This is a genomic window from Kineococcus gypseus (assembly GCF_050871305.1).
GTDB lineage: Bacteria > Actinomycetota > Actinomycetes > Actinomycetales > Kineococcaceae > Kineococcus > Kineococcus gypseus.
In genome coordinates this window covers 1-23,480 of the sequence record NZ_JBJLRD010000011.1, presented here as the reverse complement: position 1 = coordinate 23,480, position 23,480 = coordinate 1, and the positions used below count along the sequence as shown (strand labels likewise).

At 75.9% G+C, this 23,480-nt stretch carries 28 protein-coding genes and 1 tRNA gene; 5 read left to right on the top strand and 24 right to left on the bottom strand.

Annotated features, from left to right (window positions below):
* Positions 1-3: 3 nt before the first annotated feature.
* From ACRYMN_RS06050 to dnaG, 22 genes are all read right to left on the bottom strand, one after another.
* The gene (locus tag ACRYMN_RS06050) at positions 4-1,542 is read right to left on the bottom strand and encodes a phage portal protein (protein WP_432493013.1); all 1,539 of its coding nucleotides are present in this window, start codon (positions 1,540-1,542) and stop codon (positions 4-6) included.
* A 21-nt stretch (positions 1,543-1,563) separates the two neighbouring features.
* Positions 1,564-2,847, bottom strand: coding sequence for a PBSX family phage terminase large subunit (locus ACRYMN_RS06045; protein WP_432493148.1), 1,284 nt, complete (start codon positions 2,845-2,847; stop codon positions 1,564-1,566).
* Positions 2,848-2,867: 20 nt separating this feature from the next.
* Positions 2,868-3,044 carry a hypothetical protein gene (locus ACRYMN_RS06040; RefSeq protein WP_432493011.1) on the bottom strand — a complete coding sequence of 59 codons (177 nt, stop codon included), beginning with the start codon at positions 3,042-3,044 and terminating at the stop codon, positions 2,868-2,870.
* Positions 3,041-3,526 (bottom strand): helix-turn-helix domain-containing protein, encoded by a 486-nt coding sequence (locus ACRYMN_RS06035; RefSeq protein WP_432493009.1) that lies wholly within the window; start codon positions 3,524-3,526, stop codon positions 3,041-3,043. The genes ACRYMN_RS06040 and ACRYMN_RS06035 overlap by 4 nt, the downstream gene beginning before the upstream one ends.
* A 242-nt stretch (positions 3,527-3,768) precedes the next feature.
* The gene (locus ACRYMN_RS06030) at positions 3,769-3,924 is read right to left on the bottom strand and encodes a hypothetical protein (protein WP_432493007.1); all 156 of its coding nucleotides are present in this window, start codon (positions 3,922-3,924) and stop codon (positions 3,769-3,771) included.
* Positions 3,921-4,106: a hypothetical protein gene (locus tag ACRYMN_RS06025; RefSeq protein WP_432493005.1), complete on the bottom strand. Its 186-nt coding sequence runs from the start codon at positions 4,104-4,106 to the stop codon at positions 3,921-3,923. Before ACRYMN_RS06025 ends, ACRYMN_RS06030 begins: the two co-directional genes overlap by 4 nt.
* Positions 4,103-4,918, bottom strand: coding sequence for a hypothetical protein (locus ACRYMN_RS06020; RefSeq protein ID WP_432493003.1), 816 nt, complete (start codon positions 4,916-4,918; stop codon positions 4,103-4,105). The genes ACRYMN_RS06025 and ACRYMN_RS06020 overlap by 4 nt, the downstream gene beginning before the upstream one ends.
* A gap of 163 nt (positions 4,919-5,081) precedes the next feature.
* Positions 5,082-5,396: a hypothetical protein gene (locus tag ACRYMN_RS06015; RefSeq protein ID WP_432493001.1), complete on the bottom strand. Its 315-nt coding sequence runs from the start codon at positions 5,394-5,396 to the stop codon at positions 5,082-5,084.
* A complete protein-coding gene (locus ACRYMN_RS06010) occupies positions 5,393-7,204 on the bottom strand; it encodes a hypothetical protein (RefSeq protein ID WP_432492999.1) in 1,812 nt (603 codons plus the stop codon). The genes ACRYMN_RS06015 and ACRYMN_RS06010 overlap by 4 nt, the downstream gene beginning before the upstream one ends.
* A gap of 309 nt (positions 7,205-7,513) precedes the next feature.
* Positions 7,514-8,284 (bottom strand): hypothetical protein, encoded by a 771-nt coding sequence (locus tag ACRYMN_RS06005; RefSeq protein WP_432492997.1) that lies wholly within the window; start codon positions 8,282-8,284, stop codon positions 7,514-7,516.
* A 71-nt stretch (positions 8,285-8,355) separates the two neighbouring features.
* On the bottom strand, positions 8,356-9,273 hold the full coding sequence (locus ACRYMN_RS06000; protein WP_432492995.1) for a hypothetical protein: 918 nt from the start codon (positions 9,271-9,273) through the stop codon (positions 8,356-8,358).
* Entirely contained in the window at positions 9,270-10,127 is an 858-nt protein-coding gene (locus tag ACRYMN_RS05995) for a PD-(D/E)XK nuclease-like domain-containing protein (protein WP_432492993.1), read from the bottom strand. Before ACRYMN_RS05995 ends, ACRYMN_RS06000 begins: the two co-directional genes overlap by 4 nt.
* The gene (locus ACRYMN_RS05990; protein WP_432492991.1) at positions 10,124-10,318 is read right to left on the bottom strand and encodes a hypothetical protein; all 195 of its coding nucleotides are present in this window, start codon (positions 10,316-10,318) and stop codon (positions 10,124-10,126) included. Before ACRYMN_RS05990 ends, ACRYMN_RS05995 begins: the two co-directional genes overlap by 4 nt.
* A 176-nt stretch (positions 10,319-10,494) precedes the next feature.
* Entirely contained in the window at positions 10,495-10,869 is a 375-nt protein-coding gene (locus tag ACRYMN_RS05985; protein WP_432492989.1) for a hypothetical protein, read from the bottom strand.
* Positions 10,866-11,108: a hypothetical protein gene (locus ACRYMN_RS05980; RefSeq protein ID WP_432492987.1), complete on the bottom strand. Its 243-nt coding sequence runs from the start codon at positions 11,106-11,108 to the stop codon at positions 10,866-10,868. The genes ACRYMN_RS05985 and ACRYMN_RS05980 overlap by 4 nt, the downstream gene beginning before the upstream one ends.
* On the bottom strand, positions 11,105-11,239 hold the full coding sequence (locus ACRYMN_RS05975; RefSeq protein ID WP_432492985.1) for a hypothetical protein: 135 nt from the start codon (positions 11,237-11,239) through the stop codon (positions 11,105-11,107). Before ACRYMN_RS05975 ends, ACRYMN_RS05980 begins: the two co-directional genes overlap by 4 nt.
* The gene (locus ACRYMN_RS05970) at positions 11,239-11,499 is read right to left on the bottom strand and encodes a hypothetical protein (RefSeq protein WP_432492983.1); all 261 of its coding nucleotides are present in this window, start codon (positions 11,497-11,499) and stop codon (positions 11,239-11,241) included. Before ACRYMN_RS05970 ends, ACRYMN_RS05975 begins: the two co-directional genes overlap by 1 nt.
* A gap of 85 nt (positions 11,500-11,584) precedes the next feature.
* Positions 11,585-11,884, bottom strand: coding sequence for a hypothetical protein (locus ACRYMN_RS05965; protein WP_432492981.1), 300 nt, complete (start codon positions 11,882-11,884; stop codon positions 11,585-11,587).
* Positions 11,885-11,960: 76 nt separating this feature from the next.
* Positions 11,961-12,134, bottom strand: coding sequence for a hypothetical protein (locus ACRYMN_RS05960; protein WP_432492979.1), 174 nt, complete (start codon positions 12,132-12,134; stop codon positions 11,961-11,963).
* The gene (locus tag ACRYMN_RS05955) at positions 12,131-12,349 is read right to left on the bottom strand and encodes a MerR family transcriptional regulator (RefSeq protein ID WP_432492977.1); all 219 of its coding nucleotides are present in this window, start codon (positions 12,347-12,349) and stop codon (positions 12,131-12,133) included. The genes ACRYMN_RS05960 and ACRYMN_RS05955 overlap by 4 nt, the downstream gene beginning before the upstream one ends.
* A gap of 419 nt (positions 12,350-12,768) precedes the next feature.
* Positions 12,769-12,841 (bottom strand) — tRNA-Asn (locus tag ACRYMN_RS05950).
* 131 nt (positions 12,842-12,972) lie between these two features.
* Positions 12,973-14,886: a DNA primase gene (gene dnaG, locus ACRYMN_RS05945; protein ID WP_432492975.1), complete on the bottom strand. Its 1,914-nt coding sequence runs from the start codon at positions 14,884-14,886 to the stop codon at positions 12,973-12,975.
* A gap of 65 nt (positions 14,887-14,951) precedes the next feature.
* Here dnaG and ACRYMN_RS05940 point away from each other — a divergent pair, with 65 nt between their 5' ends.
* The 3 genes from ACRYMN_RS05940 to ACRYMN_RS05930 all read left to right on the top strand — a co-directional run bounded on the left by ACRYMN_RS05940 (position 14,952) and on the right by ACRYMN_RS05930 (position 17,674).
* Positions 14,952-16,307, top strand: a complete 1,356-nt coding sequence (locus ACRYMN_RS05940; protein ID WP_432492973.1) for an O-acetylhomoserine aminocarboxypropyltransferase/cysteine synthase family protein — start codon at positions 14,952-14,954, stop codon at positions 16,305-16,307.
* A gap of 131 nt (positions 16,308-16,438) precedes the next feature.
* Positions 16,439-16,927 (top strand): CoA-binding protein, encoded by a 489-nt coding sequence (locus ACRYMN_RS05935; RefSeq protein WP_432493146.1) that lies wholly within the window; start codon positions 16,439-16,441, stop codon positions 16,925-16,927.
* 144 nt (positions 16,928-17,071) lie between these two features.
* On the top strand, positions 17,072-17,674 hold the full coding sequence (locus ACRYMN_RS05930) for a septum formation family protein (protein WP_432492971.1): 603 nt from the start codon (positions 17,072-17,074) through the stop codon (positions 17,672-17,674).
* A 24-nt stretch (positions 17,675-17,698) separates the two neighbouring features.
* Here ACRYMN_RS05930 and ACRYMN_RS05925 read toward each other — a convergent pair whose 3' ends face one another.
* Positions 17,699-18,958, bottom strand: coding sequence for a deoxyguanosinetriphosphate triphosphohydrolase (locus tag ACRYMN_RS05925; protein ID WP_432492969.1), 1,260 nt, complete (start codon positions 18,956-18,958; stop codon positions 17,699-17,701).
* Positions 18,959-18,960: 2 nt separating this feature from the next.
* Positions 18,961-20,091: a tRNA dihydrouridine synthase DusB gene (gene dusB, locus ACRYMN_RS05920; protein ID WP_432493144.1), complete on the bottom strand. Its 1,131-nt coding sequence runs from the start codon at positions 20,089-20,091 to the stop codon at positions 18,961-18,963.
* Positions 20,092-20,479: 388 nt separating this feature from the next.
* On the opposite strand from dusB, the gene ACRYMN_RS05915 reads away from it, so the two are divergent.
* Together ACRYMN_RS05915 and ACRYMN_RS05910 are read left to right on the top strand one after the other, a co-directional pair.
* A complete protein-coding gene (locus tag ACRYMN_RS05915; RefSeq protein WP_432492967.1) occupies positions 20,480-21,751 on the top strand; it encodes a cation:proton antiporter domain-containing protein in 1,272 nt (423 codons plus the stop codon).
* A gap of 44 nt (positions 21,752-21,795) precedes the next feature.
* Entirely contained in the window at positions 21,796-23,226 is a 1,431-nt protein-coding gene (locus ACRYMN_RS05910; protein ID WP_432492965.1) for a threonine/serine exporter family protein, read from the top strand.
* The last annotated feature ends 254 nt before the right edge of the window (positions 23,227-23,480 follow it).

Genomic DNA, 23,480 nt, shown 5'->3' with positions numbered 1-23,480 from the left:
CTCTCACCCGAACAGGGACGGCGCGGCCGGTTCGGGCACCGCGTCCTCCGCGTCGATGGCGGCGACCTCGCGGCGCACGGCCTCGTCGTCCCAGGTGGGGTTCTGCAGGCGCACGAGGGTCTCGGTGGACGCGGCGCGGGCGGTGCGCAGGGCCTGCGCGGTCTGGGCGAGCACCAGGGGCGCCTCGCGCACCGCGGGCGACCACGTCACCTCCACGGGCGCTTCCTCGTTGGGGGTGCCGAAGATCGCGCGGTCCACCGCGAGGAGCTTGACTGCGGCGTCCTGTAGCTGCGGGCGCCACAGGCGGGCCTTGCGCGAGCGGGTCAGGAGGGAACGCTGGTCGCGGGAGTTGACCTCGGTGGCGGTGGCGGTGACCTGCCCGTCGCCCTCCCCGAACGTCTGCGCGGAGTAGCCGGCGGTGCGCAGGATGGCCTCGAGGAGCTGCTGCGCGGTCGCGGCGTGCTCGGCGTAGCGGATGTCGAACTGCACGGTCTCGATGGGCAGGCGCTCCGAGCCCTGCCGCTGCAGCATGTTGACCGGGGTGAAGACCTCCTGGTCCGCGTCGAAGGACAGGCCGCGCCCCGGGCCGCCGTCCTCGAGGATGGAGGCGGCGGCGAGGATGCGGGCCTTGCCCAGGCGCACGTCGCGCATCCACGAGGAGTAGGTCTCGTCGAGGGCGTCCATGAGGTGCTCGACGCCGTCGAGGTCGGAGCGGCCCAGGGACGCGCCGACGGGGTCGTTGCGCCAGCGTCGCTGCGGGCGCTGGTTGGGGACGTAGACGACGCCCAGGCCCGGGGATTCGGTGGAGATGGCGGAGTCCGCGTCGACGAGGTCGGCGAGGGCCGCGGTGGCGGGGTGCTCGGTCAGGGGCACGGCGCGGCCGAGGTTGTCGGCGGTGCCCTCGAAGAGGCCGTGCACGACGACGCCGGTGCCGTCGCGCAGCTCGTGGCGCTCGAGGTGGCGGACGTGGCGCTGCCCGTCCACGCGCACCAGCGTCCAGAACGTCACCGCGCGCAGCCGGCCCCACGCGAACTCGGGCGCGGCGCGGTCGGAGTGCACGACGGTCAGGAACGGCCCGTCGGGGTCGACGGCCTGGTCCCAGGTGACGCGCAGGTACGCCCCGCCCATGGCTGCGGCGGTCTCGGCGGCCTCGGCGATGGTGGCGTGCAGGCCGTCGCCGGTGAGGGCGTCGAGGCGGTCCTGCGTGGCCTTGGAGGTGCCCTCGACGGTGAAGGTGGGCGGCTCGGAGAACAGCAGGTCGGCGGACGCGGTGCACAGGTCCGCGGCGATGGGGACGTGCAGCTGGGTGCGCGCGGAGGTGAGGTCGTTCTGCGGGCGGCCCCAGAACAGGCGCGCGGCGGCGCCGACGATGCCGCCGCGGTACTGGCTGGGCCGGTCCGCGGGCTTGCCGGTGGGGCGCTGGTACGCGGCGCGCAGGCCCTCGGGGTCACCGACCCACCACGCGGCCCACTCCTCGAGCTTGGGCGTCACCGCCGCCAGCTGCGGCGGCGGCCACGGCGTGTTGTTCTCGGGCAGGGGCACGACTCACCCCTTCCGGGTGGCTCAGGCGGCGAGGTTCAGCTCCTGCGGCGGCAGGATGCTGCCGCGCCAGAGGGTCTCGGTGGTGGTGACGGCGTAGCGGGCCGCGTCGAGGGAGTGGTCGGCGACCTTCAGGGGCTTGTCCTCGCCCTTCTCGGTGGCCTTGGGGTCCCAGCTGTAGCCGGCGACCTCGTCGACGAAGCCGGTGCACCGGTCGGAGACGAGCAGCTGCCCCGCGGCGAGCAGGGACGCGACGACGCCGATGCCGTAGGCCACCTGGTTCTCCGCGTCCTGCACGCTGCGCACCCCGTCGGAGTGCAGCTGCACCTTGAAGCTGGCGGCGGCCGGGTCGACGAGGACCCACTCGATGCGCGGCTCGGCGCGGCCCAGGGTGGCCGGCAGGTGCGGCTCGGTCAGCCACGCGCGCAGCCGCTGGCTGATCTGCGCGTCCGTGAGGCGCCGCTGCGCGACCGCCGGGTCGTAGCGCCACTCGTCGACCAGGTAGAGGCGCTGGTCCTCCCCCAGGCCGAGCAGGACCGCGCTGGTGGGGTTCGTGGTGCCGTAGTCGATGCCCACGGACAGCAGCCGGGCCATGGGGGGCAGCAGCTCCCAGGCGACGACGTGCCGCTCGGGGTCCCACGACTCGTAGACGGCGCCCTCGGCGGCGACCCACTCCCCTAGGACGTTGCGGCGGTAGAACAGGCCGGTGTGCTCGGTCTTGATGGCCTGCACGATGCCGGGGTCCAGGCCGGGGTTGTCGTCGAGGGTGAAGTGCCAGGCGCGCACGTTCTTGGCGGCGGCCTGGTTGAGGAACTTCTGCTTCAGCCAGTGCTGCGGGCTGCCGGGGTTGGTGGTGGCGAACAGCTGGGAGCCGGTCACGGACAGGCGCGCGAGCAGCTGCATGAAGAACTCCTCGGGCAGCAGCGTGGCCTCGTCGACGAGAGCCAGGCAGGCCGTCAGGCCGCGCAGCTTGCCCTCGGCGCGGGCGTCGGCGGCGCCGATGAGGTGCACCTCGCGGCCCAGGATGGTGGCGATGGACGCACCGCGGGTGTGCTTGACGAGGCGGGCGAGCTCCCCGAAGACGTCGGGGTCCATGAGGGGCTCGAGGATGTTGCGCTCGATGGTCTGCAGGGTGCGCCCGGTGATGAGGACGAGGCCGGTGCGGGGTGCTCGGGCGATGGCGTCGAGGAACGCGACGAGGGAGGAGATGGTCTTGCCGGAGCGCACGGCGCCGGACCAGATGCACAGGCGGTGCTCTCGGGCCTGCACGATGGACTGGGCCTGCTTGGGCGAGAGGGGCAGGTCCATCACGGGGGGCCCGCCAGCGCTCACGACCAGCCCCGGCGCTTGGCGGTCTCCTCGAGCCACCGGCGCCCCGCCTCGTCGAGGCGGTGGTGGGCGTCGCGCTCGCGTCGTCGCGCACGCGCGGCCCGCTGGTCCTCCACGACGAGCCACACGAGGGCGACCAGCTCGCCGGCGAGGAAGACGATCAGAGCGACGCTCACGGCTGCACCCGCTCGCGCAGGGCGTCGACCAGGCCGGTGATGAGCGACTTGCCCTCCGCCTCGCCGCCGTTGCCGTCGAACTCGGCGATCTTCATGGCGCGCTCGACGCCGGCGCCGGCGGCCTGCATGAGCTTGGCCTGGTCCGCGGGGGTCGGCTCGTCGAGCTCCCAGTCGACGCGGTGGAAGTCCGCGCCGCCGTGGTCGACGTAGGCCATGGGCTGCCGGACCCGCTGCGCGAGGTGCAGCGCGTTCTCGAGGAGCAGCTGCTCGAGCTCGGCGCGGCGGGCTCGGTTGTCGGCCGTCTTGGCGGCGGTCGCGGCGCGGGTCTGCGCGCGGTCGAACGTCAGGCTGAGGCGGTTCGCTGCCCGCTGCACCGTGGACAGGGAGCGGCCCATGGCGGTGGCGATGCCGCGCAGGCTCGCGCCGCTGGCGTACAGGCGCTGGACCTGCTCGTCGTCCTGGGGGGTCCACGGGGTGGGCATGGTGCCTCCTCTGCCCCGCCTGGGGACCTCAAGGGGGTGGACGTCAACGCCCGCCAGGAGCACGCGGCGAGAGGGGCCGGTGCTGCGACTGGCGGGCGGTGGGGCAGTGCGTCAGGGGCGCCGACGGAGCGGACGACGCGCAGAGACACTCCTGCCCCGCGCTGTGACCTTACACCGCGTCATGGTCGTCTGTCCGCGCATGACACGACTGGTGGTCAGTGGTCAGTGCTGGTCAGTGCTGGTCAGTGACGAGAAGTGAGGTGCCAGCCCCTGCACTTCTCGCACTGGTAGACGCGCACCTCGTTGCGGCGGGCGGCGCTGGAGCGGTGGGCGTTGAGCAGGGCCAGCTCGGCGGCGATGCGGTCGCGGTAGCGCACCTTGCCGGAGGGGCAGCTCACGCGGCCCGCCCCTCGCGCCGCAGCCGGGCGCGGTATCGGGCCTGGTGCTCGCGCTGGCAGATGGCGCACTTCCAGCAGGTGTACCCGTCGGTGCGCACGTACTCGCGGCCCTCGTCGCGGCCGTGGATGGTGCAGCCGTGCAACTCCCCGCAGGCGCGCGGGCGGCCGACCTTGACGCTCATGCGACGCGCTCTCGACGCTCGAGGAACCACAGCGTCACGCGCACCCGGTCGAAGAGCAGCACCCCGGACTCGTCGCGGGTCATGGCCGCCACCTCGGGGTAGCGCTTGACCCAGTTCCAGAGGTGCCGGTGGGTGACGCGCGCCTGCAGGTAGGTGCGCAGCCACCGCGCCAGCTCCACGGCGGGTAGGTGGTTGGGGGCGTCATCGCCCTGCAGGCGCGCCAGCATGGCCCACTGGCTGCGGGTCCAGGCGTGCTCGGGCTCGACGTCGCACACGCACGCTACGGCGCCTAGCTGGGCCTGCAGGGAGCCGTCGTCGGCGGGCAGCCACGCGGCGACGGTGCCGGGGCACTCCTGCGGGCACGGGCCCACGGGGATCCACCGGCCGGCAGGTGGGGTGGTGATGGCCACGTAGGCCGCGGCGGCGGCTTCGAGGCGGGCGACGATGCCGCCGTTCTCGACGCTCTCGCCGGCCAGGGGGTGCCGGGCGAGCCAGACGCTGTGGTTCAGCACCCACCCGGCGATGGCCGGCACGTCGGTAACGGCGGCCACCAGCCGGCAGTGGCAGGTGGCGTGCTCGTCGGCGATGAGCCAGTGCAGGTCGAGCAGCAGGTCGGCTGCGGCCTTCCTAGCGGACACGGGCCCGATGGGCACCGGGGGCTTGCTGCCGGGCTTGCCGACGGCGGGGGCGACCTGGCGGGGCACGTCCGGGTCGAACGTCTTGCCGTGCAGCTCGGCGAGGGTGTGCAGAGCGGCCCGCACCTTGCCCTCCAGGGCGTCGGTGCGGGCCCGCTCCTCCTTCTGCTCGCTCACGCGCGGGACGCCAGGGCCGGGCGGGTGCACGTCGGGCACGCGCAGGGGGTGCTCACGCGGGGGCAGGTGCACAGGCGGGGCTGGTCGTCGAGGTCGCGGGTGACGGCGTAGCAGGGGCCGGTGCCGGCGGTGTGCGCGCGGTCGGAGTGCCCGCAGGTGCAGCTCACGCACCCTCCCCCAGTGCCTCGAGGAGGTCGCGGGCGCAGTCATCCTGCGTGTAGGAGCGGAGGCTGCCGGGGACGGCCTTCGCGTGGCCCTGCCAGCGGCGGGCCAGGCGGAGCAGGTTCGCCACGAGCCGCTCGTGCCTGCCGGCCTCGGCGACGAGCTGGTCGGTGGGGACGACGAACGGCTCGAGGGCGTCGAGGACGTGCTGCGCCATCTCGCGGTCGGCCTCGTCGACCTCCCCCTCGGAGGACGCCCACTCGGCCCAGATGCCGGCGATGACCTCGCGGGCTTGGGTGCCGCGCTCGGCGCTCACGGGCGCACGTCCCCGCGCAGCCGGTCGTTGAGCTGCTCGACGGTCTGCGCGGCCTGCAGGTCGTGGACCTGGGCGAGGGCCGCGTCCCGCTCGGTGGCCACGCGCTTGAGCTCCTCCGTGAGCGTCTCGGCGACCTGCAGGCCCATGCGGGACAGGCGGTCCCGGTCGGCCTCGGCCTCGCGGCGCCGGGTCCGCTCCTTCTCGACCAGCTTCTCCAGCCGCACCACGTCCAGCTGGGCGCTCTCGGCGTCGATGAGCAGCTGCTCGCCGCGCTTCTGCTCCAGCGCCAGCTCCTCGCCGGCGGCGCGCTCGGAGTCCGCGAGGCGGTCCCGCTCCACGATCGTGTCCCGCAGGTCGTGCTGCGTGCGCTCCAGCTGGGCCACGCGCCGGGAGTGCGTGTCCCGCAGAGCGCCCAACGTGCCCTTGAGCTTGTCGACCTTCGTGCGCAGCAGGTCGGCCTCGCCGTGGGCCTGGTTCAGCTGGTTGATGTAGTGCTGCGCGCTCTCCCGGCTGCTGGACAGCTCCTCGCGCAGCTGGTCCCGCTCCCGCTCGACCGTGCGCAGCTCAGCGCTCAGCTTGTCGATCGCGCGGTAGGCCTTGTCCCGGTCACACTCCAGCTCGTGGATGCGGTCCCGCAACGCCTCGACCGGCACGTCGCCCACCGCCTCGGCGACCCACGCCTCACGCAGCCGCTGCATCGGCTCCGAGACCAGCAGCGTCATCGCGCACTCCTGCTGCCACGACCTGCTCGACAGTGAGGGCCACGACAGCGGGGAAGCGGAGGCGTGGTCGAGCGCGGTTCCCAGGTCGGCCAGCAGCTCGTCGTCGAGGTCCTCGGGGGTCCCCACGCGCGGCTCTGCGGCCTGTACGTCCCCGGCGCTGTCCTGCTCGCCGGTCTCGTCCTCGTCGGCGTACAGCGCCCGCCCGGTGAGGTCCTCGGGGTCGTGGTAGCCGCACTCGGGGAGCGTGCAGTCCTCGTCCTGGCAGCCGCCGCAGTCGTCGGTCTTGGCCGACCCCTGCTCGACGTGCACGTGGTCGTGGTGCTCGGGCTCGAGGGGCTCGCCCGGCAGGCGGGTGATCTTGACCGCGTACGTGGTGGCCGCGGCCAGGGGGGCGGCCTCGGCGCCGCTGGCGTCGCGGATGCTGCGCTGGATGAGCGCCTGGACCTTGGCCTCGGCCGGACCGGTCTGCGCGGTGAACAGGGGCGTGCCGCCCTCGGGTGCGCTGGCCTCGTCGAGGTCGTGGTGCTCGACGCAGGCGCTGGTGTCGGTGCAGGCGCAGGGCTCGCCGGCGATGTCCGCGGAGCGCTGCTGGGCGTCTACGGGGACTCGCTGGGTGGGCGCCTGCTCGAAGGGCCAGGTGGGCCGGCCGAACCAGGTGGCGACCTGCTCGTCGGTGAGCTGCAGGCCGGGGGTGAGGTCCTCGGGGTGCTTGATGGCGCTGACGAGCTGGTCGGGCAGCTGGATGACGGGGCGGTTCCAGTCGGCGTCTTCCCACCGCTGCTGCAGGTCGGCGAGCTCGGCCTCGGTCTGCCGCAGCTGCTCGGCGGTCTGGCCGGCGATGGCCTCGGCGCGGTCGCGCTGCTCGCGGGCCTGGTCGAGCTCGCGCTGCTGGGTGCCGACGAGCCGGTCGAGGGTGCGCACGGCCAACCTCTGCTCGGTCAGCTGGCGCAGGGCCTCGTCGCGGGCGCCCTGGGCCTCGGCGAGGTCGCCCTGCAGCTGCCGGTGCGTGTCGGCGGCGATGAGCACCATCTCGCCGCTCCCGGCGGTGGTGGGCCAGTCGGCCTGGGGGGTGTCCTGCTGGGTCACGGTCGGCTCCTCGTGGCTGTGGTGGTGGCTGGACGCTACCGCGTGTGGCGCGGCTTGTCGCGCATGGCGCGGGTCGTGGCGCTGGGTCAGCGCCAGTCCTCGAGCGGGAGTTCCTCGGGCGGGGGCAGCTCGTCGAGGACGGCGGTGGGGCTCCACGGCTGCTCGGGGGGTTCGGGGTCGGGGTCCCAGGTGCGTGCGGGCGGCTCGGGCTGGGGGGGGGCTGGTAGCGGGTGCCGCGGGAGGCGCGCAGGGCGGCTCGGCAGGCGTCGGCGCCGGCTCGGGCCGCGGCGGAGCGCTCGTCGGCGGCGCTCACGAGGCGGCCCGCCAGTTCGGCGGGGGCGGTGCGGCCTGGGCGGTGCAGGGCCCGCAGCGGCCTGCGGGCTGGCCGGGGTGCTCGGGGCAGTCCACGCCGATGACGGGTCCGGCGTCGCGTCGGCGTTGGGCCTCGTCGCGGTCGTGGGCTTCGCGGGCTCGGCGGGCGTCGCCGCAGGGGCCGCAGGCCCCGGTGGCGGGCCTGGTGAGGTGCTCGGGGCATCGGGGGGGCGGCGCCAGCTCGCGCGTGGGCTTGGTGAGAGACCCCCCCAAGTCTCCACTACCGGGTTCGGGATCGGGTTCGGGATCGGGGTTCCTGCGCACAGACGCGCGCGTAGCTACGTTTCGCTTACCGGTTTCCTGGCGGTCCGCTAGCGGTTCGCTAGGCGGTTCGGTAGCGGACTGCTGCGCTTCCGCTTGGCGTTCCGCCTTCGCCTTGCCGCCCTTGGCGCCGTTCTCCCGGGCCTTCTCCGGGTCGTACTTCGGCAGGTAACGCACGTAATCGTGGATCGGCCAGCCGGCGTCGGTGCGCTCGTCGAAGAGGCCCACCGCGTGCAGCGTGGCCGCCAGCTTCTTGGCCCTGGCGCCGGCGAAGCGGGCCAGGACGCCGTCGGGGACGACGCCCAGGGGTGCGCCGTTCGCGCGGGCGCGCTGGTGGTCGGAGTGCGCCCACGTCAGCGCCATGGTCCACAGGCCCGCGGCCTCCAGGCCTGCGGCGATGACCTTGGGGTGGTCGTGCCAGCGGTCGTCCAGTCGTGCCCAGCCCATCGGGGCCGCCTTCCTTCTCGGTGCAGTGCCGGGCCCGCAGCTGGTGCCGCGGGCCCGGCGGTGGAGGGGTGCTACTGGGGGTCCTGCTGGCCCCAGGAGGGGTCGAGGGTGGGGTCGTAGTCGTCGGGCACCTCACCGGTGGTGGTGTCGACTCCTGCGGGCGCCTGCGGGTGCTGGGGGGCGGTGGTGGGCGGCTGGGCGCGCAGGTCGGCGCTGGTGACGCGCTGGGGCGGGAACTCGTCTTCGAGGACCAGGTCGCCGCGGCGGATGGCCTGGAAGCGCAGGGAGAGGTCGGCGACGTCGGCGGGGGTCCAGGTGCCGCGCTTGCGACCGACCTTGTCCTCGAGCTGCTGCTCGCTGACGCCGATGCTACGGAAGGCGTCGAGGGCCTTGCGCACGCGCTGCTCGAGGGTTTCGCCCTCTCCGTCGTGCAACGTCTTGCGGCAGCGGGCCTGGGCTTCGTCGAGGAAGTCGGCGGGCAGGACGGAGAAGATGGCCTCGCGCACGGCGCGGGCGCCGGTGTTCTGGTTGTTGAGGTAGATGTCGCCGAGGTCGACGAGGGCCTTGCGCTTGCCGCCGGCCATCTTGGCGTGGGGGACGATGAACGAGCGGGAGCTGCGGGAGTTCGTCTGCAGGTCCCACGCGAACGCCTGGATCTCGGATTCGCCGGCGGCGTCGTCGCGGCGCAGCTCGCGCACCCCGTAGTCGATGTTGCCCCAGATGCGGGCGAGTTCCCGGGCGAGGTGCACGGAGGCGCCGGTGCCGCGGTTGGGCACGGAGTAGAAGGCCTTCTCGGCCAGCGACTTGCGGCTGCAGGCGGCGCGCATGTCGCCCATGGCGCGTTCCATGTCGCGGGGGAACTGCAGGGCGACGGTGACGGCGGCCTGGACCTCGGCGACCGCGCGGGCCTGCTCGATGGCGGCGGCCTGGCTGGCGGTGCGGGGGGCCAGGTTGCCCTGGCTGACGCGCTCGAGCGCGTTGCTGCTCACAGGTTCTCCTCCTCGTGCTTGCGAATCTCCCAGTCGGGAAGGGAGACGAGTTCGATGTCCTCGGAGTAGCCGGGCCAGTGGCCGGTGCGGGTGCACTCGAGGTACAGGGCGGTGGCCTTGGCGTTCAGCTCGGCGCCGATGAGCTGGGTGGTGGGCGCGAGCTGGGCGACGGTGACGACGTAGGGCGCGGTGACCTCCTGGAAGACGAGGAGGAACGCGGGGTCGCGGTCGAGGTTCAGGGCCTGGACGGCGTCGCAGTACCAGGCGCCCTGCTGGTGGTAGCCGTAGCGGGCGATGGTGCGCCGGATGGCGTCCTTGGAGGCGTCGGGGGTGGTCTTGTAGTCGGCGATGATCGCCCGCCCCCCGGCCGGGGGCGGCGGGCGCAGCCAGTCGAGGCGGGCGCGCTTGGCGACGCCGACGCGGTCCTGCCAGAGCAGGGACAGTTCGGGCAGGCCGGAGCCGGGGGTGAAGAGGGGCCCGGCGATGGGGTGCCGGCGGATGGCCTCGGCCATGGCCTGCACCTGCTCGTGCTCGGCGGCCAGGAGGGGCACGAGGCCGTCGGCGTGGGCGTTGTCGCGGGCCTCGCGGGCCGCGCTGGTGCGCCAGTCGTCGAAGGGCAGGGGCACCAGCTCGGCGCCGACGCCGAGGACGAGGCGGTGGGCGGCGTGCCCGCGGTCGAAGACGGCGCGGTGGGGCTGGCCGTGCAGCTGCTCGTGCCGGAACCGGGCGGGGCACTGCAGGAGCTTGCGTGCGCCGGTGGAGGACAGGGAGCCGCCCTCGACGGGGTCGGCGTGGTAGACGCTCTCGGGCATGTCGGGGTAGACCCCGGGGCCGAAGAGGGGCGTGGTGCTCACGACGTCGCCTCGTGCCAGGCCTGCGCCGACGAGTAGAGCGGGGAGCCGGACTGGATGGTCGCGGCGGCGAGAGCGAGGGTGGCGTGCACCTGGGCCGTCTGCAGGAGCGCGCCGATGAGGGTGGGGTCACTCGACTGCTTCGCCTTGTCGAGGAGGTCCTCGGCCTTGCGGTAGTGCTCGGGTCCGGTCATGGTCAGGCCGCCTCTCCGCCGGTGGGGCGGGTCTGGCCACGGCGGGCCGCGCGGGCGGCCTGCAGGTCGATGACGCGGCCGGTGGGCTGCTCGGGGTCCATGGGTCCTCCTCGTGGTGGCTGTGGTGGCTGGGTCACGCTACCGTTCATAGCGCGATTTGTCGTGCAATGCGCGGATTACGGAGACGACGAGGGGCGGCGGCCGGTGAGCAGGGCCACCAGGTCGTCGACGGTGCAGGTGACGTACTGGGCGCCCGGGTGGGCGGTGCCGCGGCGCTTGTGCACGACCACGCCGGCCACGGCGTCGTCGTTGCCGCGCTCGACCTCGGCCTCGCCGGTCCAGGCGGCCAGCTCGGTGCGGGCGGTGTCCTTGCACTCGAGGACGACGCGCCCGCCGAGGACGGCGCGCACTCCCCCGATGTCGCCGCGGTCCTTGGCGCCGGTCTTCACGCGCCGGTCGACGCGGTCGTCGACGTGCTCGGCGAGGTAGTCGGCGATGGAGCGCTCGAAGCGGGCGCCGGCGGCGCGGGCGGAGGCCCGGGTGCGGCTCACGCGGTGAGGCCGTCGAGCAGGCCGGCGTCCTCGCCGGTGGCCAAGCGGATCGGCAGGCGCACGGGCGCCGGCAGGGGCCGCGGGCGGGGCGCCTGGGCGGGCACGGGGGCCTGGGGCGGGACGCGCAGGGGGTAGGGGCGCCCGGGGCAGTGGTGGGCCTTGGCGGCGCGCAGGGCGTCGTCGAGGCTGCCGGGCAGCTCGCGGGTGGTGGCGCAGGTCAGGCACTGCAGGGTGCTCACGGCTGCTCCTCGTCGGTGTCGGCGGTGCGGCGGCGGGAGCCCTGGGCGGCGCACACGAGATACGCGCCCAGCACCTCCCCGAGGACCAGGCCGGGCAGCAGGCCCAGGCCCCAAGCGGTCCAGGCGTCCATCACTCCCCCTGTCCGTAGCGCAAGGTGGCCAGCAGTTCGGTGGCGAAGCGGTGCGCGGCGGTGCCGGCGGGGTGGCCGGGTGCGATGTCCTCGAGGTGCTCGCTCAGGTCGGGCCAGGACACGGTCTGCAGGGAGAGCTCCATGCACTCGCCCTCGATGCTCTCGGCGGCGGCGCGCTGCTCGGCCGCGGCCTCGAGGAGGACCTGCTGGGGGGTCAGCGGCTCGACGGGGTGGAACTCGTCGTCGGTGGTGCGCTTCACCAGGACGCCTCCTCGAGCGCGGTGCCGTGCACGTCGGCGGGGTCGGGCCAGGTGTGCCCGTCCTCGACGTCGGCCCAGGTGCCGTTCACGCGGCGGGCCAGGCGGAGACGCGGTCGGTGGCCGGCGCGGCGCCGAGCTGCTCGGCGGCGAGGGTCAGCTTGGCGTCGGCGGCCAGGTCTTCGAGGTGCTTGCGCAGGGCGAGGACGGCGCGGGGGGTCAGGTTCAGGCGCACGACGTCGTTGCTGTCGGCGTCGCGCAGGTGCAGCCAGTGGTAGACGTCCCCGATGGGTGAGGGCATCCCCTCGAGGGTGCCGGAGCCGGCGAGCATGTCGTCGCCGAGGTAGGTGAACGCGGGCGCGGCGCTGGGGGTGGGGGTGGTGTTCACGGTAGGGTTCTCCTTGTCTGGGGGGTCTCGCGCGGCTGTGGTGGCTGGTGCGAGGCCCCTCGGTCTGTGTCGGGGGTCAGCGGTGGGCCGCGGCGTCGCGGCAGAGCTGCTCGGCGCCGTCGACGACGTCCTTGCGGGCGGCGGCGGTGAGGGCGGAGCCCTTGAGCCAGTACGCGGCGGCCACGAAAGCGATGCCGGAGAGCACGGAGGCGCCGAGCCAGGCGCCCACGAGGATCAGGCCGGTGCTCACGCGACGTCCTGGGTCTGCTCGGTGAGCAGCTTGTCGACGGTGGCGCGGGTGAAGCGCCGGTGTCCGCCGGGCAGGGTGATGCAGGGGATGCGGCCGGCAGCGGCGGCGCGGCGGATGGTCTCGCGGTTGACGCCGAGCAGGTCGGCGACCTCGCCGGTACTCAGGGGGCGGTCGAGCTGCGGGGGGGCCGCGGTGGGTGCGGGGTTCCGTGCCATGTGTGGAACCGTACACGTTGTGGTCGGTTGCGCGCAATGTGTGGATTGATGCGCTGAGTGAGGGTCTGCCTACTTTTGTGTGTTATGGACCGCAATGCGTGAGTTGTGCCACCATGTGCGGCATGACGACGCAGACCTCTCACGGCTGGATGCCGCGTGACCGCGAGTTCGGCATGCGGCTGGCGATGATCCGCAACGTGATGCAGTGGAACGCGAAGGAGGCGGCCGCCGAGTGCGGGGTGCCTCAGGCGTCTTGGCGGGACTGGGAGCTCGGCAAGACGCGGCCGCGGGACATCCTCACCGTGGCCAAGAAGATCGCGGAGCGCACCGGCGTTGACTACTACTGGGTGCTCGAAGGTCACCCTGCGCCGATGGGTGGGCCTGGTCGGCCCCTCGTCTCAGTCACCCAGGGTGACAAGCTCCCGCAGTTGGACTCGAACCAACAACCTGCCGGTTAACAGCCGGCTGCTCTGCCAATTGAGCTATGCGGGACCACCACCGGTGACTCCCGGCGACAGCACGTCAACCTTACCAGCCCGGTCCGGGTGGGTGCGCCGCGGTGGGTGCGCCGCGGGGGGCCGCCGCGAGCGCCGGCCGGGTGCCGACCGGGCGGCGCCGGGGCGTCAGCCGTCCTGGGCGCGCTCCTGCCAGGCGCGGCGGGCCGCCTCCAGGCGGAACAGCTCCTCCGAGGCGGCCCGGTACTCCTCCGGCTGCGCGCCGGCGTCCAGGCTCCACAGCCGCCGCTTGGCGTCGGCGACGGCGCGGGTGGCGGCCTGACCGGCGAGGGTGGCCACCAGGGAGCGGCCCCAGCGCTCCAGCTGCTCCTCGTCGCTGACCGGCAGGTCGGCCACGGCCAGCTCCTGCACCAGCGCGGCGACCGGGCCGTCGGCGTAGCCGAGCACCGCCTCGACCCACCCGGGCCCCTGCGGCGCCTCCAGCGGCCCGCCCGCGGCGGTCACCGCGTCGTGCACGGCGCGGTGGCCGGGGGCGGCGAAGGCGTCCGGCGCCAGGGCGGCGAAGTCCTCGGCGACCACCCACGGCGCCTGCAGCACGCACGCGAGGACCCAGCGCTCCAGCTGCACGACGGCGTCGTCGGCGCGCGCCGCGGCCGGCGCCGGGCGCGCCGCCGCCTCGGGGGCCGGCGCGCGCCCGCCCTGCCCGCCGTGCCCGCTGTGACCGCCGCGCCCGCCGCGCCCGCCGGCGTGGCGGCGCACCCGGTCCAGCACGAAGCGCTCGTCGAGGAAGCCGGTCCAGCGGTCGAGGTTGACCGCGTAGCGCTGGCGCAGGCCGCTGTCGCGGATGCCGGCCACGATGGGGGCGGCGGCGTCCAGCGCGGCCAGCCGGCCCGGGTCGCTGTCGAGGTCGTAGCGGGCGATCGTGGAGCGGATGGCGAACTCGAACAGCGGCACCCGCCCCTCCACCAGCGCGACCACGGCCGCGTCGCCGGCGGACAGGCGCAGGTCGCACGGGTCCTGCCCGGACGGCTCCACCGCCACGTAGGTCTGGGCGGTGAAGCGCTGGTCGAGCTCGAAGGCGCGCAGCGCCGCCTTCTGCCCGGCCCCGTCGCCGTCGAAGGTGAAGACGACCTCGGCGGAGCCGGCGGCGTCGCCGAGCATGCGCTGCACGACGCGGGCGTGCTCCTCGCCGAAGGCGGTGCCGCAGGTGGCCACCGCGGTCGTCACGCCCGCGAGGTGGCAGGCCATGACGTCGGTGTAGCCCTCCACGACGACGACCCGCTTGGTGCGGGCGATCTCGCGCTTGGCCAGGTCCAGGCCGTACAGGGCCTGCGACTTCCGGTAGAGCGGGGTCTCCGGGGAGTTCAGGTACTTGGCGTCGATGCGGTCGTCGTCGAAGAGGCGCCGCGCGCCGAAGGCGACGGTGTGGCCGCTGACGTCGCGGATGGGCCACACCAGGCGGCCGCGGAAGCGGTCGTACAGGCCGCGCTGGCCGCGCCCGGCCAGGCCGGAGGTGGTCAGCTCCTCCTCGGTGAAGCCCTCCGCGCGCAGGTGCCGCAGCAGGGCGTCGCCGCCGGCGGGGGCGAAGCCGACGCCGAAGCGGGCGGCGGCCTCGCGGGTGAAGCCGCGCTCGGCCAGGAAGCGGCGCGCGGTCTCGGCCGGGCCCGGCTGGGCCAGCTGCCCGGCGTAGAAGGCCTCCGCCAGCCGGTGCGCCTCCAGCAGCCGCTGGCGCTGCCCGGCCCCGCCGGCCGGGCGCCGCGCGCCGCGCCCGCCGTCGTCGACCTGGCGCAGCTGCACGCCGGCGCGCTCGGCCAGGCGCTCGACGGCCTCGGTGAACGTGGTGCCGTCGATGCGCATGACGAACTCGATGACGTCGCCGCCCTCGCCGCAGCCGAAGCAGTGCCAGCGGCCCACGGCCGGGCGGACGGTGAAGCTGGGGGTGCGCTCGTCGTGGAAGGGGCACAGGCCCTTGAAGGAGCCCACCCCGCCGGGGCGCAGGGTGACCTGCTCGGCGACCACCTCGTCGATGCGGACGCGCTCCTTGACCGCGCGCAGGTCGTCGGGGTGGATGAGGCCTGGCACGCGGCGGAGTCTAGGCGCGGGGGACGACAGCGCCGGGCCGCGGGCGCGGGTGGCAGGATCGCCCCGTGAGCAGCGAGCAGCAGCACGACGGGCAGCGGGACGCCGGCGCCGCGGCGGCCGCCGGCGGCAGCGACCGCACCTGGGGCTTCCGCACCCGCGCCGTGCACGCCGGCGCGGTGCCGGAGCCGACGACGGGCGCGCGGGCCGTGCCGATCTTCCAGACGACCAGCTTCGTCTTCGAGGACGCGGCCGACGCCGCGAACCTCTTCGCGCTGCAGAAGTACGGCAACATCTACAGCCGCATCTCCAACCCCACCGTCGCCGCGCTGGAGGAGCGCATGGCCTCCCTGGAGGGCGGCCTGGGCGCGGTGGCGTGCAGCTCGGGGCAGTCCGCGGAGTTCTTGACCTTCGCCGCGCTGGCCGGGGCGGGCGATCAGGTCGTCGCCTCGAACAACCTCTACGGCGGCACCGTGACCCAGCTGGACGTCACGCTGCGCCGCTTCGGGGTGGACACCGTCTTCGTCGAGCCCGAGCCGGACGCGGTGCGCGCGGCGATCACCGAGCGCACCAAGCTGGTCTTCACCGAGCTGGTCGCCAACCCCTCCACCGTGGTCGCCGACGTCAGGGCGCTGGCCGACGTCGCGCACGCCGCGGGCGTGCCGCTCGTCGTGGACGCCACCACCGCCACGCCGTACCTGTGCCGGCCGATCGAGCACGGCGCGGACGTGGTGATCCACTCCGCCACGAAGTTCCTCGGCGGGCACGGCACCACCCTGGGCGGCGTGGTCGTCGACGCGGGCACCTTCCCCTGGGACAACGGCCGCTTCCCCGCCATGACCGAGCCGGTGGCCAGCTACGGCGGCCTGAGCTGGTGGGGCAACTTCGCCGAGTACGGGTTCCTGACCAAGCTGCGCAGCGAGCAGCTGCGCGACATCGGCGCGACCCTCTCCCCGCACTCGGCGTTCCTGCTGCTCATGGGCGTGGAGACGCTGCCGCAGCGCATGCGCGAGCACGTCGCCAACGCCCGGCGCGTGGCGCGGTGGCTCGAGGCCGACGAGCGCGTCAGCTGGGTGCGCTACTCCGGGCTGCCCTCGCACCCGCACTTCGAGCGCGCCCAGCGGTACCTGCCCGAGGGCCCCGGCGCGGTGTTCTCCTTCGGCGTGGTGGGCGGGCGCGCGGCCGGCGAGCGGTTCATCGAGAACTGCCAGCTGTGCTCGCACCTGGCCAACATCGGCGACGCGCGCACCCTCGTGCTGCACCCGGCCTCCACCACCCACCAGCAGCTCTCCCCCGCCCAGTTGGAGGCCGCCGGGGTGCCGGAGGACCTGGTGCGCATCAGCGTGGGGCTCGAGGACGTCGAGGACGTGCTGTGGGACCTGGACCAGGCGCTGACCGCGGCGACGAAGGGGGTGGCGCGGTGAGCGGCGCGCAGCACGGCAACGGCAACGGCACCGGCACCGCACCGGCCGGCGCGGTCGGCGACACCGGCACCCTGGCCGCCGAGCCCTCCGCCCCCGCCGCGCCGTCCACCGGCGCGCACGACGCCCCGCCGGTGCGCGACGCCGGCGGCTGGAGCCCGCCCACGCCGGGGCAGCGGCTGTCGATCCTGCGGCGCACCCGCACCGTGGCGGTGCTCGGCGCCTCGAACAAGCCCTCGCGCGCCTCGTACTTCGTGGGCACCTACCTGCTGGCCAGCTCCGACTACGAGGTGTGGTTCGTCAACCCCCACGAGCGCGAGGTGCTCGGCCGCCCGGCGTACCCGTCGCTGGCCGAGCTGCCCGGCGTGCCGGACCTGGTCGACGTCTTCCGCCGCCCCAGCGAGCTGGGCGCGGTGCTGGAGGAGACCCTGGCCGTGGGCGCGCCGGTGCTGTGGCTGCAGCTGGGCCTGTCCGACGACGACGTCGCCCGCCGCGGGCACGAGGCCGGCACCACCGTGGTGATGAACCGCTGCCTGAAGATCGAGCACGCCCGCTTCCACGGGGGCCTGCACCTGGCCGGGTTCGACACCGGCGTGATCTCCGCGCGCCGCAGGGCGCGCTGACCGCCCCGCGCGGCGCGCGCACCGCCGCCCGGCCGCACCGCCGGGCGGCCCCGCCGCCCGGCAGGACGCCACCGCCCGGCAGGACGCCGCCGTCCGGGACGGAAACCCTGGTGGCCCCGCGGCCACGTGGTTAGCGTGCGCCCCGTGGGCCCCGCAGACCGCACCGGGACGCCGGTCCCGCACGCCCGCCGCGGGGGCGCGCTGGGCGCCGCGGTCACCACGCTGCTGGGCGGCTCCCTGGTCACGGCGGTCCTCGTCGCGCAGGGCTCCGCGGACCGGCCGGCCGGTGCGCCCGCGGCCGCCGCGCCCGGCACCGGCCCGCCCCCGCAGCCGCCGCGGCCGCCGCAGAGCCCGGTGCCCGGGCCGCGCGAGGTGCGCATCGACGACCTGGCCCCCGGCGACTGCTTCGACGAGAGCGCCGACAGCCTGGACACGGGCGCGGTGCTCCGCGCGGACTGCGCCCTGCCGCACGACGCGGAGGTGGTCGCCGTGCACCCGGTGACCGGCGCCGCCGGCGACGCCCACCCCGGCGACGAGGCGCTGCAGGCCGAGGCGGACGCGCGCTGCGGCGGGGCCGTCGCCTCCGCGGTGGCCGCCGCGGGCCTGGCCGACGCCGGGCTGCGCTACAGCTTCTACTACCCCACGCCGCAGGACTGGGCGGCCGGCAGCCGGCTGGTGCAGTGCAACCTCGTCAGCGGCACCGGCCTGGTCGGGGCGCTGGCCGCCGGGACGCTGCGCGCCCGGTGAGGGCGCAGCGGCCACCGCGCCGCCTCAGGCCAGGCGGGCGTGCCAGGCGACCGCGGAGACGTCGGTGAGGGAGGCCACCTGGTCCACCACGACGCGCAGGCGCGCGGCGTCGTCGGCGGCGGCGAGGTGGTCCTCGCGGAAGGGCGGCTCCAGCGCGTCGGGGGCGCGCTCGACCAGCTGCACGAGCAGCTCGCGCAGCAGCTCGCGCTGGCGGGCGTAGAAGGGCTGGCGCTCCTGGGCGCTCATGACGAACGTGGCGGCCACCCCCTTGAGCACCGCCACCTCCAGCACCGTGTGCGCGGGGACCTCCACGTCGGCGGCGTAGCGCGTCAGCGGGCCCTCGCCGTGGCGGGCGCGGGTGGCGTCCTGGGCGGCGTTGGCGAAGCGGCCGATGAGCTGGCTGGTCATGTCCTTCAGCGCCGCGAGGTGACGGCGGCCGCCGGGCACCTCCCCGGGCTGCTCCACCGCCCAGAACGGCAGGGCGGACAGCCGCTGCACGGCCGCGTCGACGTCCGCGTCGGTGGCGTCGGCCAGGTACCAGTCGCGCACCTGCGCCGCGACGCGGGCGCGGGTCTCGCCCGAGCGCAGCCAGTCCAGGCGCACGTGGCCGGCCACCACGGCGTCCTCCACGTCGTGCACGCTGTAGGCGACGTCGTCGGCGAAGTCCATCACCTGCGCCTCCACGCAGGGGCGGTGCTCCGGGGCGCCGTCGCGCAGCCAGGCGAACACCTCCGCGTCGTCGGCGTAGGCGCCGAACTTGCCCGTCGCCCGCGGCGCCTTGCCGTGCAGCCAGGGGTACTTCGCGGCCGCGTCCAGGCTGGCGCGCGTGAGGTTCAGCCCGGCCGGCGAGCCGTCCGGGGCGGTGGTCTTCGGCTCCAGCCGGGTCAGCAGCCGCAGGGTCTGCGCGTTGCCCTCGAAGCCGCCGATGCCCTCGCACGCCTCGGCCAGCGCCCGCTCGCCGTTGTGGCCGAAGGGCGGGTGCCCGAGGTCGTGGGCAAGGCAGGCGGTCTCGACGACGTCCGGGTCGCAGCCCAGCGCGGCGCCCAGCTCCCGGCCGACCTGCGCGACCTCCAGGGAGTGGGTCAGGCGGTTGCGCACGAAGTCGTCGGTGCCCGGGCCGACCACCTGCGTCTTGGCCGCCAGCCGGCGCAGCGCCGAGGAGTGCAGCACGCGCGCGCGGTCGCGGGCGAAGGCGCTGCGCCGGTGGGTCTTGGCCGGCTCGGCGGCCCAGCGCTGCACGTCGGCGGAGGTGTAGCCGGGGTACGTGCCGTCGCGCTCGGGCACCCTCAGCCCCCCGAGACCGACAGCTCAGCCTGGCGCACGACCTCGGCGGCCGCGCCCGTCAGGACGCGGTCGTCCAGCCAGCCCTCGGGCAGCGCCACGCGCTGCGGGGAGCCGGCCCGCCCGCGCGAGCCCTCGGCCGCCGCGCCCGGGTAGGGCTGGTCCAGGTCCAGGGAGGCCAGCAGCTCGTCCAGCGCGGCCAGCGTGTCCACCAGGCCCAGCCGCGCGCGCAGGTCCCCGCCGACGACGTAGCCCTTGAGGTACCAGGCGACGTGCTTGCGCACGTCCCGGCAGCCGCGCAGCTCGTCGCCGTAGTGCTCCACGAGCAGCTCGGCGTGCCGGCGCAGCGCGGCGGCCACGACCGCCAGGCCCGGGCGCACCCGCTCGGGGCGCCCGGCGAAGGCCGCCTGCAGGTCGGTGAACAGCCACGGCCGGCCCAGGCAGCCGCGGCCGACGACGACGCCGTCGCAGCCGGTGCGGCGGACCATCTCCACGGCGTCCTCGGCGCTCCAGACGTCGCCGTTGCCCAGCACGGGGATCGTGGTGACGGCCTCCTTCAGGCGCGCGATCGCCTCCCAGTCGGCGTGGCCGGAGTAGTGCTGGGAGGCGGTGCGCCCGTGCAGGGCCACGGCCGCGGCGCCCTCGCGCTCGGCGGTGCGCCCGGCCTCGAGGTAGGTCAGGTGGTCGTCGTCGATGCCCTTGCGCATCTTCACCGTCAGCGGCAGCCCGCCGCGCGAGGCCTCGCGCACCGCGCCGCGCACGATGTCGCGGAAGAGGTCGGCCTTCCACGGCAGCGCCGCTCCCCCGCCCTTGCGGGTGACCTTGGGCACCGGGCAGCCGAAGTTGAGGTCGACGTGGTCGGCGAGGTCCTCCTGCACGACCATGCGCACGGCGGCGGCCACGGTGGCCGGGTCCACCCCGTACAGCTGCAGGCTGCGCGGGTGCTCCTCGGGGGTGAAGGTGACCAGGCGCATGGACTCCGGCGTGCGCTCGACCAGCGCCCGGGAGGTGACCATCTCGGAGACGTAGAAGCCCTCGCCGTGTTCGCGGCACAGCTGCCGGTACGCGGCGTTGGTGATGCCCGCCATGGGGGCGAGCACCACGGGGGTCGGGGAGGCGTGCGGGCCGATGCGCAGGGGCGCGACGACCGGGACGTGCTCCGGGGCGGGGGCGCCGGCCGGCCCGCCGACCGGGCTGTCGACCGGGGTGTCGAGGAGGCTCACCCCCCCATGATGACGCTCCGCGCGCGCGGCCGGGTGCACGCGGGGGGGGGGGGGGGGGGGGGGGGGGGGGGGGGGGGCGCGCGCGGCGCCCCGCCCGCCGCCGGGCCCGGGCGGGGGGGGGGGGGGGGGGGGGGGGGCGGGGGGGGGGGTGTCTGTGTTTTTAGCGGGAGCGCCGGGGGCGCGGGCGGGGGCCCGCCCCGCGGCCGGGGGCCGCCCCCCCCCCCCCCCCCCCCCCCCCCCCCCCCCCCCCACCCCCCGCGCGCCGCACCCGCCGCCCGGCCACCACGACCCCCGGAGAACCGTGCTCTACGCCGTCCTGTTCGCCATCGCCGGGGCCAGCGCCCTGGGCGCCGCCCTGCTGCCCCGCGTGGTCGGCCGCCTGCCGGTCAACCTGCCCATGGCGTTCCTGGCGGCCGGGGTCCTGCTGGGCCTGGTGCCCGGCCTGCCCGACGTCGACCCCACGGCCCACGAGAGCGTCACCACGCACGTCACCGAGATCGTCGTGATCATCTCCCTCATGGGCGCCGGGCTGGCCATCGACCGGCGGGTGGGGTGGCGCCGGTGGGCGAGCACGTGGCGCCTGCTCGCCGTGGCCATGCCGCTGACCATCGCGCTGGTCGCCTGGGCCGGCACCGCGCTGGCCGGGCTGCCGGTGGCCGCCGCCGTCCTGCTCGGTGCCGCCCTGGCCCCCACCGACCCGGTCCTGGCCGGCGACGTGCAGGTCGGCGAGCCCGCCGACGAGGAGGGCACCGAGGACGAGGTGCGCTTCGCCCTGACCAGCGAGGCGGGCCTGAACGACGGCGCCGCCTTCCCCGTCGTGCACCTGGCCGTCGTCCTGGCCACCGCCGGCGCCACCGCCGGGGCGCTGGGCACCTGGCTGGCCGAGGACGTGCTGCTGCGCACCGTCGTGGGCGTCGCGGTCGGCGCGGTCGTCGGCAAGGTGCTCGGCGAGGTGTTCTTCCGCTCGCCGATCCGCGCGCTGCGCCTGGCCGACGACGTGGAGGGCTTCACCGCCCTGGCCGTGACCTTCCTCGCCTACGGCCTGGCCGAGCTGCTGCACGGCTACGGCTTCGTCGCCGTGTTCGTCGCCGCCTGCGCCATCCGCTCCGCCGAGCGCTCCCACGGCGCCCACCGCGTCGCCCACAGCTTCGTCGAGCAGGTCGAGCGCATGCTCACCGCCTGGCTGCTGCTGCTGCTGGGCGCGGCGCTGTCCGACGGGCTGCTGCGCGACCTGACGTGGCAGCTGGCCGCCGTGGGCGTGCTGCTGGTCGTCGTGGTGCGCCCCCTCGTCGGCCGGCTGAGCCTGCTCGGCTCGCCCGCCGGCCCGCGCGAGCGCTGGGTCGTCGGCGCGTACGGCGTGCGCGGCATCGGCTCGCTGTTCTACCTGTCCTGGGCGCTGGGCGAGGCGGAGTTCCCCGCCGGGCCGCTGTGGGCCGCCGTCGGCTTCACCGTGGCGCTGTCGGTGCTCGTGCACGGCGCGAGCGCCGGGATCGTCGTCTCGCGCCTGGACGCCCACCGGCGCGAGCGCGCCGGCTCGCGCGACCTCGGCGAGGTCGCCGACACCCACGTGTGAGGCGGCGCGCGACCGGCCCGCGCCCGGGCCGGTAGCGTCCCCGCGTGCCCGCCCCCTGGACCGGTCGCGGCCCGGCCGGCCGGGTCCGCGCCCGCGCCGCCGCCCTCGCGGCCCGCACCGCCGGGCGCCTGGCCGGCCGCGCGCCCGCCGAGGCCGACAGCGCACCGCTCGGGCTGCCGCGCGAGCAGGTCCCCGCCGCCCTGCGGGCCCTGACCCGCACGGCCGAGGCGCTGCTGTCGGCCGGCGCCTCCGCCGCCGACGTCACCGCCCTGACGCTGCGCGCCGCCGCCGGCGCCGGTCTGCACCGCACCCAGGTGGACATCACCTTCACCGCCGTCGTCGTCTCCACCACCGGGGACGACGGCGTGCCGCTGACCGACGTGCGCGTGGTGCAGGTGCGCGGCACCGACTACGCGCGCCTGTCGCGGCTGTACGAGCTGGCCCACGCCGCCGGCGCCGGGGAGGTGGGCGTCGCGGAGCTCGACGCGCGCCTGCGGCGGCTGCTGTCCGCCCGGCGGCCCTACCGCGGCTCGGTCGCCTCCCTGGGCGCGGTGGGCCTGGCCGTCTCGGTGGCGGTCCTGCTCGGCGGCGGCTGGGCCGTGGCCGCCGCCGCGGCCGGCACCACCGCCGCGCTGCAGCTCGTGCTCCTCGCCCTGGACCGCCGCGGGCTGCCCGTCTTCTTCCAGCAGGTCGCCGGGGCGGGGCTGGCCACCGCCGTGGCGCTGGTGCTGCTGCAGTGGCGCGAGCACCTGCCCGGCGGGGCGGGGAGCCTGCCGCCCTCCCTCGTCGTCGGCTCCGGCATCGTCGTGCTGCTGGCCGGGCTCTCCCTCGTCGGCTCCGCCGAGGACGCCATCGCCGGCTTCTACGTCACCGCCGGCGCCCGCGCCTTCGAGACGGTGGTGCTCACCGTCGGCCTCGTCCTGGGCATCGCCGGGGTCCTCGACCTCGGCCAGCGCGCCGGGGTGGTGCTGACCCTCACCTTCGCGGCCACCGAGCCGCCCGCGGTGGCGGTGCAGGTCCTCGCCGGCGCGAGCGCCGCCCTGGCGTGGGCCGTCTCCGGCTACGCCGAGGCGCGCGCGGTCGTGCTGGCCGCGCTCGCCGGGGCCACCGCCTCGGCCGCGGCGGCCGCCGCCTCGGCCGCCGGGGCGGGCCCGGTGGCCGCCGCCGGCGTGGCCGCGCTGCTCGTGGGCCTGCTCGCCGAGGGCACCGCCTGGCGCTGGCGGGTGCCGGGCCTGGTGGTCTCCGTGTGCGGCATCGTGCCGCTGCTGCCGGGCCTGGCGGTCTTCCGGGCCATCTCCGCCCTCGTCGGCGGCAGCACCTCCGCCGGGCTGGTGCTGCTGGTGCAGGCCCTGGGCACCGCCCTGGCCCTGGCCGCCGGCGTGACGCTGGGGGAGTTCTGCTCCACCCCGCTGCGCCGCGAGTTCGACCGCGTCGAGCGGCGCGTGCGCCGCCGCGCGGGCAACCGGCGCTTCTGAGGGCCGCGCCGCCCGCCGGATCGCGCGCGCGGGCCCGGCCCGACAGGCTGACCCGGGGCGCCGCCGGGGCGCCCGGGACGGGGGTCGGGACGGGTGCGAGCGCTCATCGTGGAACAGGGCGTCAGCCGCGGGGCGCTGGCCGCCGCGCGGGCGCTGGCCGCCGCGGGCTGGACGGTGGGCGTGGCCACGCCCCCCGCGCCCGGGCGGGGCCTGGCCTCGTCCTCGCGCCGCTGCTCCGGCCACCACCGCGTCGC

Coding starts and splice junctions, on each gene's coding strand:
- ACRYMN_RS05975 (WP_432492985.1), bottom strand. CDS start 11,239: ATGGACGCCTGGACCGCTTGGGGCCTGGGCCTGCTGCCCGGCCTGGTC.
- ACRYMN_RS05990 (WP_432492991.1), bottom strand. CDS start 10,318: ATGACCGGACCCGAGCACTACCGCAAGGCCGAGGACCTCCTCGACAAG.
- ACRYMN_RS05955 (WP_432492977.1), bottom strand. CDS start 12,349: ATGGCACGGAACCCCGCACCCACCGCGGCCCCCCCGCAGCTCGACCGC.
- ACRYMN_RS06025 (WP_432493005.1), bottom strand. CDS start 4,106: ATGAGCGTCAAGGTCGGCCGCCCGCGCGCCTGCGGGGAGTTGCACGGC.
- ACRYMN_RS06005 (WP_432492997.1), bottom strand. CDS start 8,284: ATGGGCTGGGCACGACTGGACGACCGCTGGCACGACCACCCCAAGGTC.
- ACRYMN_RS06035 (WP_432493009.1), bottom strand. CDS start 3,526: ATGCCCACCCCGTGGACCCCCCAGGACGACGAGCAGGTCCAGCGCCTG.
- ACRYMN_RS06045 (WP_432493148.1), bottom strand. CDS start 2,847: ATGGACCTGCCCCTCTCGCCCAAGCAGGCCCAGTCCATCGTGCAGGCC.